This window comes from Tistrella sp., assembly GCF_002684955.1.
Lineage (GTDB): Bacteria > Pseudomonadota > Alphaproteobacteria > Tistrellales > Tistrellaceae > Tistrella > Tistrella mobilis.
The window spans coordinates 263906-279248 of sequence record NZ_NYWI01000029.1 but is presented as its reverse complement, the minus strand read 5'-3'; the positions used below and the strand labels follow the sequence as shown (position 1 = coordinate 279248).

The 15343-nt window shown below is 69.5% G+C and carries 14 protein-coding genes; 8 read left to right on the top strand and 6 right to left on the bottom strand.

What is annotated here, in order from left to right; genetic code table 11:
* The first annotated feature begins 247 nt into the window (after window positions 1-247).
* The gene (locus CMO28_RS08295; RefSeq protein ID WP_296712306.1) at window positions 248-715 is read left to right on the top strand and encodes a hypothetical protein; all 468 of its coding nucleotides are present in this window, start codon (window positions 248-250) and stop codon (window positions 713-715) included.
* A gap of 107 nt (window positions 716-822) precedes the next feature.
* A complete protein-coding gene (gene trmFO, locus CMO28_RS08290) occupies window positions 823-2190 on the top strand; it encodes a methylenetetrahydrofolate--tRNA-(uracil(54)-C(5))-methyltransferase (FADH(2)-oxidizing) TrmFO (RefSeq protein WP_296712303.1) in 1368 nt (455 codons plus the stop codon).
* A gap of 17 nt (window positions 2191-2207) precedes the next feature.
* Here the strand turns inward: trmFO and CMO28_RS08285 are convergent, their stop codons facing one another.
* A complete protein-coding gene (locus CMO28_RS08285; protein ID WP_296712301.1) occupies window positions 2208-3065 on the bottom strand; it encodes a phytoene/squalene synthase family protein in 858 nt (285 codons plus the stop codon).
* 159 nt (window positions 3066-3224) lie between these two features.
* On the opposite strand from CMO28_RS08285, the gene CMO28_RS08280 reads away from it, so the two are divergent.
* The 3 genes from CMO28_RS08280 to CMO28_RS08270 all read left to right on the top strand — a co-directional run bounded on the left by CMO28_RS08280 (window position 3225) and on the right by CMO28_RS08270 (window position 7217).
* Window positions 3225-5006: a squalene/phytoene synthase family protein gene (locus CMO28_RS08280; protein WP_296712300.1), complete on the top strand. Its 1782-nt coding sequence runs from the start codon at window positions 3225-3227 to the stop codon at window positions 5004-5006.
* A gap of 5 nt (window positions 5007-5011) precedes the next feature.
* Window positions 5012-6244 (top strand): hydroxysqualene dehydroxylase, encoded by a 1233-nt coding sequence (locus tag CMO28_RS08275; RefSeq protein ID WP_296712298.1) that lies wholly within the window; start codon window positions 5012-5014, stop codon window positions 6242-6244.
* 373 nt (window positions 6245-6617) lie between these two features.
* Entirely contained in the window at window positions 6618-7217 is a 600-nt protein-coding gene (locus tag CMO28_RS08270) for a superoxide dismutase (protein ID WP_296712295.1), read from the top strand.
* Window positions 7218-7301: 84 nt separating this feature from the next.
* Here the strand turns inward: CMO28_RS08270 and CMO28_RS08265 are convergent, their stop codons facing one another.
* The 4 genes from CMO28_RS08265 to yajC all read right to left on the bottom strand — a co-directional run bounded on the left by CMO28_RS08265 (window position 7302) and on the right by yajC (window position 10794).
* On the bottom strand, window positions 7302-7685 hold the full coding sequence (locus CMO28_RS08265) for an Mth938-like domain-containing protein (RefSeq protein ID WP_296712292.1): 384 nt from the start codon (window positions 7683-7685) through the stop codon (window positions 7302-7304).
* 48 nt (window positions 7686-7733) lie between these two features.
* Entirely contained in the window at window positions 7734-8702 is a 969-nt protein-coding gene (gene secF, locus CMO28_RS08260; protein ID WP_296712290.1) for a protein translocase subunit SecF, read from the bottom strand.
* 19 nt (window positions 8703-8721) lie between these two features.
* Complete coding sequence (gene secD / locus CMO28_RS08255; protein ID WP_296712287.1) at window positions 8722-10290, bottom strand: protein translocase subunit SecD; 1569 nt, start codon at window positions 10288-10290, stop codon at window positions 8722-8724.
* A 108-nt stretch (window positions 10291-10398) separates the two neighbouring features.
* A complete protein-coding gene (gene yajC / locus CMO28_RS08250) occupies window positions 10399-10794 on the bottom strand; it encodes a preprotein translocase subunit YajC (RefSeq protein WP_296712285.1) in 396 nt (131 codons plus the stop codon).
* A 253-nt stretch (window positions 10795-11047) separates the two neighbouring features.
* Here yajC and CMO28_RS08245 point away from each other — a divergent pair, with 253 nt between their 5' ends.
* The 3 genes from CMO28_RS08245 (at window position 11048) to fabF (ending at window position 13899) form a co-directional block, all read left to right on the top strand.
* On the top strand, window positions 11048-11941 hold the full coding sequence (locus tag CMO28_RS08245; protein WP_296712284.1) for an ATP-binding protein: 894 nt from the start codon (window positions 11048-11050) through the stop codon (window positions 11939-11941).
* 87 nt (window positions 11942-12028) lie between these two features.
* Window positions 12029-12622: a TetR/AcrR family transcriptional regulator gene (locus CMO28_RS08240; RefSeq protein WP_296712282.1), complete on the top strand. Its 594-nt coding sequence runs from the start codon at window positions 12029-12031 to the stop codon at window positions 12620-12622.
* A gap of 11 nt (window positions 12623-12633) precedes the next feature.
* Complete coding sequence (gene fabF, locus CMO28_RS08235; protein ID WP_296712279.1) at window positions 12634-13899, top strand: beta-ketoacyl-ACP synthase II; 1266 nt, start codon at window positions 12634-12636, stop codon at window positions 13897-13899.
* Between the two features lie 38 nt (window positions 13900-13937).
* Here fabF and CMO28_RS08230 read toward each other — a convergent pair whose 3' ends face one another.
* Window positions 13938-15263 carry a peptidoglycan DD-metalloendopeptidase family protein gene (locus CMO28_RS08230; RefSeq protein ID WP_296712274.1) on the bottom strand — a complete coding sequence of 442 codons (1326 nt, stop codon included), beginning with the start codon at window positions 15261-15263 and terminating at the stop codon, window positions 13938-13940.
* Between the last annotated feature and the right edge of the window lie 80 nt (window positions 15264-15343).

Below are 15343 nucleotides of genomic sequence, written 5' to 3'. Positions count from 1 at the left end.
TGAATGGGCCGATTCCGCAAAAAATGTTGACTGTGGAACGCCGGTGACTTGCCGTCACCGGCATCCTGTCATAGCGTGGGCACAGGACGGAACGCGTCGCGACCAGAACTGCGCGTCCGGCTGGTAGCGGAACGTGATGATCGGGACAGACCGGGGGGTTTGCCACATGCTCGGAGCATCGGCGGCGAAGAACGATTCATGCGCGCAACATGCGGGCTCCACACGCCACGGAGACTCCGTCCATACATTGCCCGCGATACTCGCCGCCAGTGATCCCCGTGCCCCGGGCCTTGCCGGGCTGGCACCCGATGCCGCCGCCCAGGGCATCGCCCGTATCGGTCGCCGTCTGCTCACCGATGCCGCCCGTCCTGCGAACGGGGGCGACGCCGCCCATCCGGTCCAGGCACCGGCACCGGCCGACATGGCGATGATTGCCGACACCATCGCCGACCTGATCTCGCGCGGTGCCCAGCGTCGGGAGCTGACCCAGCCGATGATCGCGCCGGCCGAGGCGCGGCGCCGCGCCGGTCTGGTGACCGCCCTTCTGGTTGGGGGCGCGCTCTTCGCCCTCACCGGGCGCGACGGCGTCACCTCCGATGCCGCCCGCCCCGACGACGTGGCGGTGATCGTGGCGGCCCTTGGCCTTGCTGGCTTCCACGCCGCCACCGCACCCGCCGCTCTCGAATCCGCCAGCCGCGCACCGCGCCGGGTCTGACCGCAGGCCCGCAAGCTGCGGCTCCCGCTTGAGGGTCGGGCCCGACTGTAATATGTCCTGAGACGACGGCATGTCTCCGCCGTCGGCCACAGGAAAGGTTGGTGCCCGTGAAGACCTCTGCCCCGGTTCACATCGCTCCCGTCCATGTCGTGGGCGGCGGTCTTGCCGGTTCCGAGGCCGCCTGGCAGCTGCTGCAGTCAGGCGTGCCGGTGATCCTGCACGAGATGCGCCCGGTCAGGAAGACCGAGGCCCACGCAACCGACGGTCTGGCGGAACTGGTCTGTTCGAATTCTTTCCGGTCCGACGACGCCACCTCGAATGCGGTGGGCGTGCTGCATGCCGAAATGCGACGGGCCGACAGCGTGATCATGGCGGCGGCCGATGCCCATCAGGTGCCGGCGGGCGGCGCGCTGGCCGTCGACCGCCACGGCTTTTCGGCCGCGGTCGAAGAGCGGCTGCGCGCCCATCCGCTGCTGGAGATCCGTCGGGAAGAGGTCACCGGCCTGCCGCCGGCGGATTGGGGGCGGACGATCGTCGCCACCGGCCCGCTGACATCCCCCGCCCTTGCCGAGGCGGTGCGGGCGGCGACGGGCGAGGACAGCCTCGCCTTCTTCGACGCCATCGCGCCGATCGTCCATCGCGACAGCATCGATTTCGACATCGCCTGGATGCAGTCGCGCTACGACAAGCCGGGACCGGGCGGCACCGGTGCCGATTACGTCAACTGCCCGCTCGACCGCGAGACCTATGAAGCCTTCATTGCCGCGATCATCGGCGGCGAGAAGACCGACTTCAAGGAGTGGGAGAAGTCGACGCCCTATTTCGAAGGCTGCCTGCCCATCGAAGTGATGGCGGAACGCGGCCCCGAAACGCTGCGCTTCGGCCCGATGAAGCCGGTCGGCCTCACTGACCCGCGCACCGGCCGCTCACCCCATGCCGTGGTCCAGCTGCGCCAGGACAATGCCTCGGGCACGCTCTGGAACATGGTCGGCTTCCAGACCAAGCTGAAATACGGCGAACAGAGCCGGATCTTCCGGATGATCCCGGGCCTGCAGAACGCCGAATTCGCCCGGCTGGGCGGCATCCACCGCAACACCTTCATCAACAGCCCGCGGGTGCTGGACGGGGTGATGCGGCTGAAGGCGGCCCCGCATCTGCGGTTTGCAGGCCAGGTAACCGGCGTCGAAGGCTATGTCGAAAGCGCGGCGATGGGTCTGCTTGCCGGCCGCTTCGCCGCCGCCGAGGCGCTGGGCCAGGAGATCGTGCCGCCGCCCGCCACCACTGCCATGGGTGCCTTGCTCGCCCATATCACCGGCGCCGCGAACCCCGACACCTTCCAGCCGATGAACGTGAACTTCGGCCTGTTTGCGCCGCTCGACGGCAAGATCCGCAAGAATGAGCGCAAGCAGGTGATGGCCCGCCGGGCGCTCGAAGACATCGCAGCCTGGGCCGATGCCCGGCCCGCGGCCGCCTGAGGACCGATCCGCCGGTCTCAGCCCCGGGCAAGCAGCAGGGTGAAAGCCCGGCGTGCCGGGCTGAGCACGGCCGGGGCCGTGAACGGATCATGACCCGCCCGTGCCAGCCGTGCCAGATGCACCCGGGCGAGCGCCGCCTGCCCCGCCACAGGCCGTGGCAGGCGGCCGGCCTTGCGGGCATCGGCGATCAGCCCCCCGGCACGCCCGGCGAGATCTGCGACCATGGTCGCAATCACCGCCGTCACCGCCTGGTCGCGCAGATGCGGCTCGATCACCTGGCCGGTTCCCAGCCCGGCCGCCGCCATCCGGTCCCGGGGCAACAGCACCCGCCGGCGGCGCGCCTGGTGCGGCAGGGCCCTGAGCACACCCGCCAGACCAAAGCCGGTGCCGATCGCCTCAGCCGCATCCAGCCGTGCGTCATCGGTTACCCCCAGCACCCTGGCCTGCAGCCGCGCCAGCTGTCCCGCCGTGTCGCGGGCATAGGCTTCGACCGCGGCGGCATCGGCAAAGGGTGTCGGTTCGAAATCCGCCTCGCGGGCATCGATCATCCGCTCCAGCCGGTCCCGCGGCAGATCATGGGCCGCGATCGCCGGGGCCAGAAGGTCGATCACCTGATGGCGCCGCGGCGTGCCGGCCTCGATTCCGTCCAGGGCCTCGCGCCACCATTGCAGGCGGATGGCGCCGATCATGGTTTCGCTCACCACCTCGGCGGTCTTCGCAGTCTCGAAAGCAAAGCCGAGCAGGGCGACCAGATCGGCACGCCGCTCCGGATCGGCCAGCATCAGGCAGGCGAAGCGATCCGGATCCAGCCGGGTCAGCTCTTCCGCACTCGCCGTCAATGCCGCTGCGCGTTCGGTATCGGAAACCGTGGTCATCCGTCTCTCCGGGCCGGGCGTGGGGGCCGAAGCATGCTCCGGCGGGTTTTGGCCGACCATATAGGCTTCGGGGGCTCCACCGCAAACCGCGTGATGCTATTCTGAAGGCGCGCGACCTTCCTCATCCCGGATCCCTTCCCTGCCGGAGACCCGCCGCCGATGACGGCTGATGCCGATCCACGCCCATCCGCCGTCGCTACCCGTCTGACCGTGGCGTCCGCCGCCCCTGACCGGGTAACCCTGCCGGTGCGCGCGCTGGCCGCAGGGCGCGAGGATTTCCCCGTGCTGGGCATGGCCGCCCCTCCCGGGCCGGGCCGGGCGGCGGTTCAGGCCTTCTACCGGGCAGCACGGCGGCTCGACGACATCGCCGACGACCGCAACCTGCCGAAGGCCGACCGCCACGTCGCCATTGCCGCCTTCATGGATGGTCTGGAAGGGGACGGGCAGCCGCAGCTGACGGCGACGCCGGCCGGCGACGAACTGCGGCGGCTTGCGGCCGAGGCGGCCGCCGCCTTCGCACAGGCTGGCATCGACATCACCCCGCTGCGCGATCTGGCAGAAGCCTCGCGCCGCGATGTCGACGGGTTCGTTCCGGCAGACTGGGCGGCACTCGACGGCCATTGCCGGCTGTCGGCCGCGCCGGTCGCCCGCGTGTTGATGGCGGTGTCCGGCGACCAGGATCCCGCCCGTCGCCAGGCCGGCGACGATCTGGCCGTCGCCCTTCAATTGCTGAACCACATTCGCGATCTGGGGGCCGATTATCGCACCGCCGGTAGGGTCTGGCTGCCGGGCAGCTGGCTGGCCGATGCCGGGCTCGGCGCCGCGGTGCTGGGTGCGCCTGCGGCACCGCCGCGCCTGCTCGCCGCGATCGGGCGGATGCTCGAAGCGGTGGACGAGCTGCTCGACCGGGCGCGGCCGCTGCTCGCCACACCGGTGCGCCGGCTGCGCATTCAGGCTGCCCTCACGCTCGGCATAGCCCGCCGCCATCGTCGCCGCTTCACCGGTGCCGACCCCCTGGCCCGGCGCATCCGACCGCGCCGTCGGGACTGGGCAGGTGCCCTTGCCGATGCCGGCCTCGCGGCCCTGCGAGTGCCGGCGCCCGAAAGCCAGACCGCCGGCAGCAGCTTCGGCATGGCCATCCGCCTGATGCCGTCGGATGGCCGACCGGCCATGCAGGCCCTCTATGCCGTCAGCCGGCTGGTCGACGACATTGCCGACGGCCATGCACCCGCCGCCCGGCGGCGGCAGCTCCTGGACGCGATCGATGCGGATCTGCTGGCCCTCGGTGCCGACCATGCACCGACCGGGCCCGATGCGGCGCTGCTCAACGATGCCGTCCGCCACCATCATCTGCCGGTCGACGCCCTTCGACAGATCGTCGCCGGCTGCCTGAGCGATTGCAGCGATCATCCCGGCGGTGCCCCTGCCTGGGCGGATCTGTTGCGCTACGCCGATCGCGTGGCCGGCGCCGTCGGCGAGGCCGCCCTGGTGGCCTTCGGTGTTCCCCGGGCTGCAGGCCGGGCCTATGCCCGTCATCTGGGCCGGGCGCTCCAGCTGACCAATATTCTGCGCGACATCGACGAGGATGCGATCCACGGGCGGATCTACCTGCCGGCAGAGTCCCTGATGGCCGCCGGTGCCGATCCGCGCGCGGCACCCGTGGTCATCGCCGAAGGACCAGCACGCCTGCCGGCCGCACGCGCCCTTGGCCGTGCTGCCCGCGATGCCTTTGCTGCCGCAGATGCCGCCCTGCCCGATGATCCGCATCTGCGCCGCCGTCTGCGCCCGGCCATGGCCATGGCCGATGCCTATCGCGGCCTGCTGGCGGTGCTGGAGGCGCGGCGCTTCACAGCCCTGCCCCCGGATCTGCGCCGGCAGCTGAAACGGCGGGCAGTCCGCGCAGCCCTGCGCCACGCCGTGCTCGCCCGGATCGGCGGCTGACCGCCTTGCCCGCTCGTCCCCCGCGCCCGACCCGCGTGCTGGTTGCCGGCGCCGGCATTGCCGGCCTCGCCGCGGCACTCGATCTGGCCGAAGCCGGGCTGACGGTCGAGTTGCTGGAGACGGCGCCCCAGGCCGGCGGCCGCTGCCGGTCCTTCGACGACCCGGTCACCGGCCATCGGTTGGACAACGGCACCCATGTCCTGCTCGGCGCCAATCCGGCCGCGCTCGATTTCGTGCGCAGGGTCGGCGGGCGGTTTCGCGAGCTGCCGGCCATCTATCCCGCGGTCGCCCTTGATGGCCCCGGCGGCGAGATCACCAGCCGGCACGAGATCCGGCTCGGCAGTCCGGTGCAGCTGATGCGCAGCCTGGGGCTCGGTGCGGGCGATCTGCTGGCCCTTGCCGGTCTTCTGCTCGACGGCCGCGTGAACGGCCCACTCGGGACGGCCCGCCCCGGCCTGCTCTCGCGCAAGCTGGGTCAGGCGGTGCTGGCTCCGCTGGTCCGCGCCGCGCTCAACATCGATCCCGCGGCGGCCGATGCCCGGCTGGTCGCCCGCATGCTTCGCCGGCTTGCGCTCGCCGGCCCCCGCGGCTTCCGGCTGCACCTGGCCGAAGGCGGGCTGGACGCCGCCTTGATCGCCCCGGCAGTCGCGCGGTTGCGGGCACTGGGCGTCTGTCTGTATCCGACCACGCCGCTCGACCGGCTGCCGCCGCCCGATCCCGACCGGATGATCGTGCTCGCCTTGCCGCCGGCGGCCGCCCACCGCCTGCTGCCCAACATCACGGTACCCCGCACCAGCTCCGCCATCCTGAACATCCACTACGCCCCGGATCAGCTGCCCCCCGGCATGCCAGAGGCGCTGATGGTGACCGGCGGGATGGCCGACTGGATCTTTCATCGGGACGGTATCCTGTCCATCACCACCAGCGCCGCCGATGCGCTGATGGACCGGCCGGCAGAGGCGCTGGCGGCAACCGGCTGGGCGGAAATCCGGACCTGCCTCGCCATGGCCGGGCTCCCGGCCGCGATGCCGCCGGTCCGGGTTGTGAAAGAGAAGCGGGCGACCATGCGCCACGATCCGGGCGGCGAGGCCCTGCGTCCGGGCCCTGTCGATCGCACCCGCCCCCGGCCGGATGTTGTGCTTGCCGGCGACTGGACCGCCACCGGCCTGCCGGCCACGATCGAAGGCGCGGTGGTCTCGGGGCGGCGGGCGGCAGCGGCCGTGCTTCGCCGTCGCTGATCCGGCGCACCATCGGCACATAACAACCCGTGACATGTCGAAGGCAGCCCTTGGCCCGGGCCGCGACTCGCCCCATATTCGGGCGGAACGGTGACCCGGGCCCGCCAGCAGGCGGAACCGGGTGGCTGTTGAAGGGGTTTTGCCGCAAAGGCCCCGCCTGGGTCCATTCCGGTCCGAGGGTGGCCCGGCCCACCGATGGTTGGCACAGCGACGGTTGGCAGGGGGCGGCATTTCGCGGTATCACCCCATCGGGCTCCTCCCGACGGCATGCCGGTCTGCGGCATGTGGCCAGCGGGGCCTGTCATCCGGCGGCAGCCCACGACAAGAGGGGTCCGCCGCCTGGGCATAATGACAATTGAGGACGAGGATCGTCATGGCGTTCGAACTTCCCGCCCTGCCCTACGACAAGACCGCTCTGGAGCCGCACATCTCGGCCCAGACCTTCGAGTTCCATCACGGCAAGCACCACAACACTTATGTCGTGAACCTCAACAAGCTGGTCGAGGGCACCGATCTCGCCGACGCCAGCCTCGAGGACATCATCGTCAAGAGCCGCGGCGATGCGGCGAAGGCCGGCGTGTTCAACAACGCCGCGCAGGGGTGGAACCACACCTTCTTCTGGAATTCGATGAAGCCGAATGGCGGCGGCGCCCCCTCGGGCGACCTTGCCAAGCGCATCGATGCCGATTTCGGTGGCCTCGACAAGTTCAAGGAGGCGTTCAAGAACGCCGCCACCACCCAGTTCGGCTCGGGCTGGGCCTGGCTGGTGGTGAAGGACGGCAAGCTCGAGGTCGTGAAGACCGGCAATGCCGAGACCCCGGTCGGCACCGGCGCCACGCCGCTGCTCACCATCGACGTCTGGGAGCATGCCTACTACCTCGACTATCAGAACCGTCGCCCGGATTTCGTCCAGTCCTTCCTGGACAATCTGGTGAACTGGGACTTCGCAGCCGAGAACCTCGCCAAGGCCTGATCCGGCCGGCGCAGGTTGTCCTGCATATGAAAACCCCCGCCCGGCAGCTCCGGGCGGGGGTTTTCGTTTGGCGCCGTTCTGTGGTCAGAGAACGATCAGGGCGGGCGCCGCCTTGCGGTCTTCCATGGTCATGACGTTGTAGGTGCGGGCGGCGGCGCCGGTGTCCATGCCTTCGACACCGATGCCGGCGGCCTTCAGCGCCTCGCGCAGCGGCCGCGGCACCAGCTGGGTACGCGGGCCACAGCCGATGATCAGCACTTCGACCAGCCCGGCGCGGCCGGCGGCCAATACCGGCTCCAGGCTGTCGACCGAGGCGGTGGCGAGATCCGCCACCTGCCAGGCCTCGACCACACCCGGCATCACCAGCACCGAATGTGGAAAAATCTCGCCGCCGATACGGAAACGGCCTTCCGCATAGCCCTGCACCACCTTGGCGCCGTCGGCGAGCTTGGGGGTCAGGTCCATCATCGGTGGAATACTCCGGTCTGAGGGGAAATGGGCTGGACGGTGGCGGCGTCAGGCCTTCACCTCGGCCTCCGCCTCCCCGTCACCGTTGCCATCGGTGCCCACACGGCCCCGCTGGCGCTTCTGCAGGTTCAGATAGACCAGGATCGGCACCGCGATGAAGATCGTGGAATAGGTGCCGATGAACACGCCCGCGATCATCGCGAAGGTGAAGCCCGCAAGCGCGGAGCCGGCCACGAAATAGAGCGCGAACAGTGCGATCAGCGTGGTGAACCCGGTCATGATCGTCCGCGACAGCGTGTCGTTGAGCGCCCGGTTCAGTAGCTCCAGGATCGTCATGTCGCGGTACTTGCGCAGATTTTCGCGCACCCGGTCGAAGATGACCACCGTGTCGTTCAGCGAATAGCCGATGATCGTCAGCACCGCCGCAACACTGGTGAGATTGAACTCATAACCGGTCACCGCATACATGCCGATGGTCATGATCACGTCGTGGAACAGGGCCGCGACGGCGCCCACGCCGAACTGCCATTCGAAGCGGAACCAGACATAGATCATCATGGCCGCAATCGCGACCACGAAGGCGATCACCGCCCCTTCGATCAGTTCCTGACCCACTTTCGGGCCGACGAATTCAGCACGCTGGATCTGGATATTCGGGTCGACCTTCTCGGACAGGGTCTGGCGCAGCGCCTCGACCATCCGCCCCTGGGCGTCGCCTTCGCCGGCATCCTGGCCGAGGCGGATCAGCACGGCGTTGTCGGCCCCGAAATTCTGCAGCGACACATCGCCGAAGCTGCCGTCGCCCAGCGCTTCGCGCATCGCCCCCAGATCGGCAGGGCCGGAGGTCTCGACCTCGACCAGCACGCCGCCGGTGAAGTCGATGCCGAAATTCAGCCCTTTGCCGACCACCAGACCGATGGTGGCGACCGTCAGAAGGGCGGTGAAGACCAGGGCCGCGATCCGGTAACGCAGGAAGTCGATATTGGTCTTGCCGGGGTGGAGCGAGAACTTGAACATGTGATCGATCCCGGCGCGGTCAGAGGGCAAGGGTCTTCGGACGCGCCCGATGCAGCCAGCTGGCCACAAGCAGACGGGTCACGAACACGGCGCTGAACAGCGTGGTCAGAATGCCGATCGACAGCGTGACCGCGAAACCCTTGACGGGCCCCGAGCCGAACTGGAACAGCAGTGCCGCGGCAATCAGCGTGGTGAGGTTGCTGTCGATGATGGTGGTCATCGCACCCTTGAAGCCCGCCTCCACCGCGGCGATCACCGATCGTCCGGCAGCGCGTTCCTCGCGGATCCGCTCATAGATCAGCACATTGGCGTCGACCGCCATGCCCATCGTCAGCACGATGCCGGCAATGCCCGGCAGGGTTAGCGTCGCCTGCAGGGCCGACAGGGCGCCCAGCAGCAGCACCAGATTGGCGAGCAGTGCGACATCGGCGTAAAGGCCGAGACGACGGTAGTAGAGCGCCATGAAGGCGATGACCAGAACGAAGGCCAGCACGCTCGCGAATTCGCCGCGGGCAATGGCGTCGGCACCCAGGTCGGGCCCCACCGTGCGCTCTTCGATCACGGTCAGCGGTGCGGGCAGAGCACCGGCACGCAGCAGGACGGCCAGATTGTTGGCTTCCTGAACCGTGAAGGTGCCGGAGATGACGCCCGAACCGCCCAGAATGGGCTCGCGGATCACCGGCGCGCTGATCACCTTGTCGTCGAGGACGATGGCGAGGTTGCGGCCGACATTCTGCTGGGTGGCCTCGCCGAACCGGCGGGCACCGACGCTGTCGAAGCGGAAGCTCACCACCGGCTCGTTGTTCTGGAAGCTGGGCTGGCTGTCGGTCAGGCGTTCGCCCGACACCAGAACCCGGCGCTGGACCACATATTTGGTCGGCTGGCCACCCGGGCCGGTACCGTCCAGCAGTTCCGAACCCGGCGGCAGCCGCCCGCCCGAGAGCACCTCGGCCGCGCTGACCGTGGGGTCGAGCAGGCGGAAGCTCATCTTGGCGGTGGTACCGAGCAGGGCCTTGATCTCGCCCGGATTCTCGACGCCCGGCAGCTGAACGATGATCCGGTCGTCGCCCTGGCGCTGAATCGAGCTTTCGCGGGTGCCGAGTTCATCGACGCGCCGGCGCACGACCTCGATCGACTGCGCGAGCGTCTGGTCGCGGCGATGGGCGATCTCGGCCTCGGTGAAGGTGGCGCGGATCACGCCGCCATCGGTCGACACGTCGAGGCCGGCATTCAGGCCGCGCATCGCATCCGCGATCTTGCCGGCATCGGCGGCATCACGCGCCCGGACCACGATGGCGTCACCGTCGACGCCGATCGCGGCATAACCGGTTCCGTCCTCGCGCAGCTTCGAGCGCACATCATCGGCAACCGAGGCCAGGCGCTCGCGCGGCACCGCCCCCATCTCGACTTCGAGCAGCAGGTGCGAGCCGCCACGCAGATCCAGCCCCAGGCTGAGGCGCTGTTTGGGCAACCAGTCGGGCAGCGCGTCGAGCGTCTGCCGGCCGATCAGGTTCGGAGCGGTGAAGAGAACGCCGATCAGGCAGATGCCGATGATCAGCGCCGTCTTCCACTTGGCGAATTGCAGCATGGATACCGTCGTCTGGGCGGAAGGCAGAGAGGCGGCCGGGAAGCGGACCTCGGGGAGACGTCTTATCGGGAAGGCCGCCGCCGGATACCTCCGGCGGCGGCCTGGTCGTCACTTCCCGCTCTTCTCGGCGTCGGCGTCGGCGTCGGCGGCCTCGTCGGCCTCCTTGCCCTTGCGGGCCGAGCGGGCCGGCTCGGTCGCCGCGATCTTGTCGGTGATGGTGTGGCGCATCACCTTCACGCGCACGTCGGGCGCGATCTCGAGGGTGGCGTAGGTGTCGTCATCGACCTTGGCGATCGTGCCGACGATGCCGCCCGCGGTCACCACACGGTCGCCGCGACGCAGCGCCGAGATCATCTCGCGGTGCTGCTTGGCCTTCTTCTGCTGCGGCCGGATCAGCAGGAAATAGAAGACGACGAAGATCAGGAGCAGCGGCAGCAGCTGCATGAGCATGCCGGCACCGCCGTCGGCACCGGCGGCCTGCGCATAGGCCGGAGAGATGAACATCGATACGTCCCCGTGGGTGTATATTGCGTTGGCAAGAGGAGGCCGCAGCCGCAAACCGGCTCCGGCGCAGTCGTGAGCGGACTATAGCGGTGCCCCGCAGCTTTGCAAAGCGAACCCGGCGGTCAGGGGACCGGGCCGGTACTGCGGTGTGGGGGTCCCCATCGTGGCCCGCCGCTTGGGCCCGCATCATCAACGCGATATAACACCGCGTCACTGCCCTCTGTCCGACATCCGCCTGCAGGATCCTGCCCCGATGACCGATACCGCCTCTGCTTCCCCCGACTTTCTGTCGGTGCTCGACCGCATCGCCTCGGCACTGGAGCGCATGGCGCCGCCGCCGGCCGCCACGATCGATCTCGATGCCGCCGACGCCTTCGTCTGGGTCTCGACCAATCGCAGCCTGCAGCCGGTCCCCCGCGTCTCGCGGGTCGATATCGGCCTGCTGGAAGGCGTGAACCTCGCCCGCGATCAGCTGCTCGAGAACACCCGGCGTTTCGCCGCCGGCCTGCCGGCCAACAATGCCCTGCTCTGGGGTGCGCGCGGCATGGGCAAAAGTTCGCTGGTCAAGGCGGTGCACGCTAAGATCGTGTCCGAGACGCCGGCCGGCCACCGGCCGATCAAGCTGATCGAAATCCACCGCGAAGACATTTCGCAGCTGCCCGATCTGCTGGCGGTTCTGCGCGGGGGTGATACCCGCGCGCTGCTGTTCTGCGACGATCTCTCTTTCGATCACGACGATACCGATTACAAGTCGCTGAAGGCCGTGCTCGACGGCGGCATCGAAGGCCGGCCCGACGAGGTGCTGTTCTACGCCACCTCCAACCGCCGCCATCTGATGCCGCGCGACATGATCGACAACGAGCGCTCGACGGCGATCAACCCGTCGGAAGCGATCGAAGAAAAGGTCTCGCTCTCCGACCGTTTCGGCCTCTGGCTCGGCTTCCATGCCTGCGATCAGAAGACCTATCTGGCGATGGTGCACGGCTATGTCGCCGCCTATGGCCTGGGCGCCAGGGATGTCGATGTAGAGCGGGAGGCCCTCGCCTGGGCCCAGACCCGCGGCGGCCGGTCGGGCCGTGTGGCCTGGCAGTATATCCAGGATCTGGCCGGCCGGCTGGGCCGCCAACTGGGAACCCGCAAGGGCTGAACCACCCGAAGGGCCGCGCTTGACGCGGCCCGTTTTTGATGGTCCTGTTAAGTCAGTTGACTAACTAAAACTGGATGAACCACCGGCGTGCGCCTCCCTGCCCGAGACCGCCGTGAGCGCCTGGCGCGAGCGGCGGCTGATCTCTTCCATGAACGGGGATATGATGCCGTCAGCCTGCGGGACATCGCCGCCCGGGCCGGCGTGCCGGCCGGTGCCGTGTTCTATCATTTCCCGACCAAGGCAGCCCTTGCGACGGTGGCGGCCGATGCGCAACTAAACCGGGCGGAGGAGATTCTGGCCCGGGCGGCCGAGGGCCGGTCTCCGGAAGAGCGGCTGACGATCATCGCAACCGGGCTGGCCGCCGGTGCCCCCCTCGCCGCCCGCCATGGCTGCCCGATCCAGCGGCTGGCCCGCGACCTGGCCAATGGCGGCGAGGCGGAGCGCGCCGCCCGCGAGACATGCATCCGGGCAGCAACCCTGTTGCGCACCAGCGTGGCCGCCGAACTGACGGCGGGCGGTATCGACGCAGACAGGGCGGACATCGCTGCCCGCGATTTCACCGCACGCTGGGCCGGCAACGCCGTTCTCGCCTTTCTCGCCGGCGATCCCGCGCCGATGACCGACGGGATCGCCGCAGCCCTCAACGACCTCAGGACGCTGCTGTCCTCAGGGTCAAGATGAAGGACACCCCCATGAGACGCATCGTCGTCACCGGTATCGGCGTGGTCTCGCCGCTCGGTCAGGGCGCGCCCACGGTCTGGCGGCGCCTGATCGAGGGGCGCTCGGGCATTCGCGCCCTGCCCGAGACCATGGTCCAGGATCTGCCGGCGAAGATCGCCGGCGTGGTGCCGGATGCAGCCGAGGATGCCGAGGGCGGTTTCGATCCCGCCCGCACGGTGCCGCCCAAAGACCACAAGAAGATGGACCGCTTCATCCTGCTCGCCCTGGCCGCAGCCGAAGAGGCACTGGACCAGGCCGGCTGGCTGGAGGCGTCACAGGCGGAACGCGATCGCACCGCCACCATCATCGGCACCGGTGTCGGCGGCCTGCCCGCCATGGCAGAGGCCGTGCGCACCACCGACGGCAAGGGCCCGCGGCGGCTTTCTCCCTTCACCGTTCCGTCCTTCCTGCCCAACATGGCGGCCGGTCAGGTTTCGATCCGCTTCGGGCTGCGTGGCCCCCTCGGCGCGCCGGTGACCGCCTGCGCCGCCAGTGTCCAGGCGATCGGCGATGCCGCCCGACTGATCCAGTCCGGCGAAGCCGATATTGCCCTGGCCGGCGGCGCCGAAGGTAGCATCGACCGGGTCAGCCTTGGTGGCTTTGCGGCAGCGCGCGCCCTCTCGACCGGCTTCAACGACCGCCCGGCCGAAGCCTCCCGGCCCTTCGATGCGGCGCGCGACGGTTTCGTGATGGGTGAAGGTGCTGCCATGCTGGTCATCGAGGCACTGGATCATGCCCTGGCGCGTGGCGCGGTTCCGATCGCCGAACTCACCGGTTATGGCACCAGCGCCGATGCTCATCACATGACCGCGGCCCCGGAAGACGGTGAAGGCGCCCAGCGGGCGATGCGGGCGGCACTCGCCTCTGCCCGTCTCGATCCGAAAGAGATCGGCTATCTGAACGCGCATGCGACCTCGACACCGGTCGGCGATGCCGGCGAGCTGGCGGCGATCCGCGCGGTGTTCGGCGAGGGCGCGGGCGTGTCGATCTCTTCGACCAAATCCGCCACCGGCCATCTGCTCGGTGCCGCCGGCGCGATCGAGGCGATGTTCTCGGTGCTGGCGCTGCGCGACAGCATACTGCCGCCGACGCTGAACCTCACCGATCCCGACCCTGCGGCGGCCGGGCTGGACCTGATCGGGCCCGAGGCCCGGCACCGCTCCGTCGATCATGTGCTGTCGAACGGCTTCGGCTTCGGTGGCGTCAACGCCTCGGTGATCTTCAGCCGCTATCGCTGACAGCCGGCCCCATCATCGACACCCCAGCCTGCCCCGGCTCATCGCCGGGGCAGATAACGTTCGGGATCAACGGCTTCGCGGCCCCGGCGCAGCTCGAAATGCAGCTGCGGCTGATCGACATTGCCGCTGGAGCCGACCCGGGCGATCACCTCGCCCTGCTTCACCCGCTGGCCGCGATCCACCAGCACCGCCTGGGCATGGGCGTAGGCGGTCAGCCAGTTGCCGCCATGGCGGATCAGCAGCATGTTGCCGAAGCCCTTCAGGTCGCTGCCGGCATAGACCACCACGCCGTCGGCGGCCGCGCGGATCGGCGTGCCGCGCGGCGCCTGGATGTTCACCCCGTCATTGTGCAGACCCCCGGCCTTGTCGCCATAGCCCGAAACGACCCGGCCGTTGACCGGCCAGACGAAACGTTTCGGCGCCGGCCCCAGATCGCCGGTTTCCACGGGCTTGGCCTTCACCGGCGCAGGCGCCGGTTCAGCTGCCGGCTGGGCCGGTGCAGGTGTGGGTGCGGCCGCAGGTGCCGGTTCCGCCTTGGGCGGCTCCACCGGGGCCGGGGCAGGCTGCGGCACGGCTACGGCAGCCGGTGCTGCAGGAGGTGCCGCGGCTGGCGGGGCGGCGTCTTCCGCGCGCGGAGCAAGCGTCACCGGCGCGCCACCGGTCGCGGGCTCGCCGGCCGAAGCCGGTGCCGTCGTGACGGGCGCAACCGTCGTCGATGCCGCGGACGTGGTCTCGGTTCCGGGCGGCGGCAGAGGAGCGGCCGAGATGCCGGTGCCTCCGGTGGCAGCGGTTCCCGCGGATGCGACGGCCGTGCCGCCGACCGCGGGCGACACCGAAATCGTCTCTGCCCCCTCGATCCGGGTCGAAGGCGGCCGGCCTTCCGGCCCCGCTGCGGCCACGGCCGCCGCCGCTGCCCGGGTCCCCGGCCCCTGCCCTTCAGGCACGACCAGGCGCTGGCCCGGCACCACGGGATAGGGCGGCTGCAATCCGTTGGCCTGGGCGAGCGCCGTCATCTCCACACCATAGGCCCGCGAAATGCCGTAGAGCGTCTCGTTCTGGCGCACGGTATGGATGCGGTTCGCCGGCAGCACCAGCCGGTTGCCGGGATAGATGGTATAGGGCGGTTGCAGATGGTTCGCTTCGATCAGCGCCCGCAACGGCACATTGTTGCGCCGGGCAATGGCATACAGCGTATCGCCCCGCTCCACGACGATCTCGCTCGCCCCAGCGGGGAGCGCGATCCCCGCAGGCTGGGCACCGCGAAAATCGACCGGCGCCGGCTCGTCGCGCCCGGCACAGGCGGCAACAAGAAGCACGAGCGCCGCTGCGGCGGCATGGCGAAAGGACAGGCTGGGTCTGATCATGGCGGCCCCGTTCATGGCGCGCCCAGTCTAAGCCGCATGTCGCACTGCGGCAACGGAAGCGTGATCCGGCACAAGCCGCC

What these genes read in the sequence shown, in the direction of transcription:
- secD (WP_296712287.1), bottom strand. Translation starts at nt 10,290, where the DNA reads ATGCTGCAATTCGCCAAGTGGAAGACGGCGCTGATCATCGGCATCTGC.
- fabF (WP_296712279.1), top strand. Translation starts at nt 12,634, where the DNA reads ATGAGACGCATCGTCGTCACCGGTATCGGCGTGGTCTCGCCGCTCGGT.
- CMO28_RS08270 (WP_296712295.1), top strand. Translation starts at nt 6,618, where the DNA reads ATGGCGTTCGAACTTCCCGCCCTGCCCTACGACAAGACCGCTCTGGAG.
- secF (WP_296712290.1), bottom strand. Translation starts at nt 8,702, where the DNA reads ATGTTCAAGTTCTCGCTCCACCCCGGCAAGACCAATATCGACTTCCTG.
- yajC (WP_296712285.1), bottom strand. Translation starts at nt 10,794, where the DNA reads ATGTTCATCTCTCCGGCCTATGCGCAGGCCGCCGGTGCCGACGGCGGT.
- CMO28_RS08230 (WP_296712274.1), bottom strand. Translation starts at nt 15,263, where the DNA reads ATGATCAGACCCAGCCTGTCCTTTCGCCATGCCGCCGCAGCGGCGCTC.
- CMO28_RS08265 (WP_296712292.1), bottom strand. Translation starts at nt 7,685, where the DNA reads ATGATGGACCTGACCCCCAAGCTCGCCGACGGCGCCAAGGTGGTGCAG.
- CMO28_RS08285 (WP_296712301.1), bottom strand. Translation starts at nt 3,065, where the DNA reads ATGACCACGGTTTCCGATACCGAACGCGCAGCGGCATTGACGGCGAGT.
- CMO28_RS08280 (WP_296712300.1), top strand. Translation starts at nt 3,225, where the DNA reads ATGACGGCTGATGCCGATCCACGCCCATCCGCCGTCGCTACCCGTCTG.
- CMO28_RS08245 (WP_296712284.1), top strand. Translation starts at nt 11,048, where the DNA reads ATGACCGATACCGCCTCTGCTTCCCCCGACTTTCTGTCGGTGCTCGAC.